Raw genomic sequence first — 2,482 nt, forward strand, 5'->3', positions numbered from 1 at the left:
AGACTTTCCAAGATTTCGCTACTGCCAAAACCTTCAATTTTAAAGTGAAGGGTAATTTGTCTTAAAAAGTCGATTTGTTCTTGGTGTGTGTTGATGAAATTATCGCTTACTTCTGTTCTACGTATGGTACTGCCGCGATGTTTTCCCATAATGATTTGATTGGTGATACCCGAGAGCCAATCGGTGCGTTGTTCATGCCAAAAGTCTGTTGCGGGTTCAAGGGTTACTGTACCAGGCAGGGGTGCAAAATTTTGATAAGGATTGATTTTTTCGCAAGCCGTTGTCAACTCTTGCGCAATGATCACTTCATTTGTCCAGTCAAGGGTGACAGGCGCTTTTAAAGGAGCAGTATAGAATGTTGGATCAATGGCAAGCTGTAAAATGCCGTTGCCTACAGCACCTGTTTGTTGAAAGCCTTCATCTCTGTAACTATCATCAAGAAAAGGGTCTGCAAACATGCCCTTTTTGGCAACAGGTTCTTTAGAGTCAACATTGCTTTTAATACGCTCTAATTGCATCAATCGATCAAGCGAAAGCACTCGTTGAAAATAGCGCCACATTTCATCATAGGGGGCAACACGGGTGCCATCATTAACCACAACCGGCGTTTCAAGCCAATTGTTGGTAATGGTTGCAAGGGACAACACATCATCAGGGACACTGGGTGCCATGGGATGATCTACTGAGATACCTTTGATGTAAACCACATTGCCCCCTGTGTTCAGTCCTATGCGGTCAATGCGGGGGAGTTTGTAAGTGTAACTGACGATAATATCACCACCTTGCGCCCCACCTGAGACAGTGATTTCCTGCGCTGTTACTTTATCAGCCGTGATTTTTGCGCGATAGCGGTAAGTCACCTTATAGCTGCTCCCTGCTAAAGGTTCGTCTCCCACCGGTGCCCAATCAATGGTGTCTCCTGTTTTTTTAAAATCTGTGCCTTCTTTAAATTCCTTGCTTCCTTGAACGATTTTGATAAACGCGGTGATGCTTTTATCAGGAACACCATCACGCCCAGCGGCAACGGCACCACGGGTGACGTTAACGGTTTTTTCTTTTGTCAACAAAAGAGACTGAATATCGGCAATAGGAAAATAATAGGGTTTAAAGGTGAAACTTGTTTTCCCTTTTGGGGGCGCAAAAATATGCGTTTCGCTAGGAACAACGCTTGTCGAAAAGTCCTCGAGTTCTTCATGACGCAAAGCCGCTAAGCGTTTGCGTTTAAAGCCATTGATATTGGCTTCTCCTTCTTGAATACTAAACACTTGGCAACCGTTATTGGCTCCCAATGCGCTCACACGGCAGCCACTCACGATATAATGCCCATGGGCGCGGTCGTACGTCGCAATAGCTTGCATGGCGGGTTCAAGCAGTGAGGGCGATTTTTGATCAATCAGAACACCATCTTGTAAAATATAAACCGGAAAGAAAGTGCCATTCTGCGCATCCTCTTTCAGTGCCCAAACAAGCTGTGCTGTTTCGCGTGCCGCTCCGGGCTCTCCTTCTGCTAAGGTACCAGGGACTTGCCCCAATAGCTCTGGATCATCTTCGTGTGTTATCCATTTTTTTTGCAGCTTCACACCAATTTCCAAGCGCCCAATCATGGCAACATTGTTGAGTACAGCTGGTGCAACGGGGAAAATATCGCCGGCAATATAAATCTTGCCATCCGTTAAAGTGACGGTCCTTGTGTCTTTGTTGACAAAAGCATCAGCGCGTTCAACGCGGTCTCCTTCTTTTGCCACAAGGCGCCCCAAGCGGTCATGCCGCCCCCTTATAATGGTTTGAACCTCATTGAGTTCACCACTTTGAATAAAGGGACGCGTGCCATAAAAGACAACGCTTTGTTGTTCCTCTTTGCCGCGAGATCTGTCAATTGCAAAGGGTAAACCACTTTCATGCTTCATATTAAAACCTCAATAAAATCTTGAATTGTTCGCGAACATCGGCACGCAAAGAAATATTGATGGGTGTTTTGAGTATCTCGACACCACCATTCAGTTCATTGACGTCACACCAAAGCTTTCCAAGGGGGATATCTTGTTTGGGAATGCCGTGAACGAGAATAGAAACAAATGCTGCTTGTTTGCCATCAACATCGTGAAAATCTGTGCGGGCTGCAACAAGAAGCGCCGTGCCCATCGAGGAGGGCTGGAATCTGTTACCACAATGGCTATACACACCATCCAAAGCCTGTTCGACAGGCGCTACAGCATAGCATCTGCGATACCCAATCACGCTATTTTGGCTGTCTCTTAACACGAGATAAAGCGTGCGACCATGAAACCATTCTGCCATAAGCATATCGCGTTCATGTTTTTTGACCGAACACCACGGAAAATTTGCCAAATCCCAAGGATAATCAATTTGGTTCCAGCTTAACTCCTCGTCAAAGTCATCTATCCAATTACCAATAAGCCTGCCTTCTTCTCTTGTGAGCGTGTGATTGATCTCTGTTGTGCGCCCAAAGGAAAACAAAGTG

General features: G+C 45.6%; 1 protein-coding gene and 1 pseudogene. Both read right to left on the reverse strand.

What is annotated here, in order from left to right:
* Window positions 1-1,907 (reverse strand): DUF4815 domain-containing protein (locus ACFIMK_RS09315; RefSeq protein ID WP_375693543.1); only part of this gene is annotated, 1,907 nt, incomplete at its 3' end.
* A gap of 1 nt (window position 1,908) precedes the next feature.
* A pseudogene (locus ACFIMK_RS09320) lies at window positions 1,909-2,482 on the reverse strand (phage tail protein); the annotation flags it as partial.

Origin of the sequence: Bartonella sp. AP280QHHD, from assembly GCF_042196125.1 — a bacterium.
In the GTDB taxonomy this organism is placed as follows: Bacteria; Pseudomonadota; Alphaproteobacteria; order Rhizobiales; family Rhizobiaceae; genus Bartonella.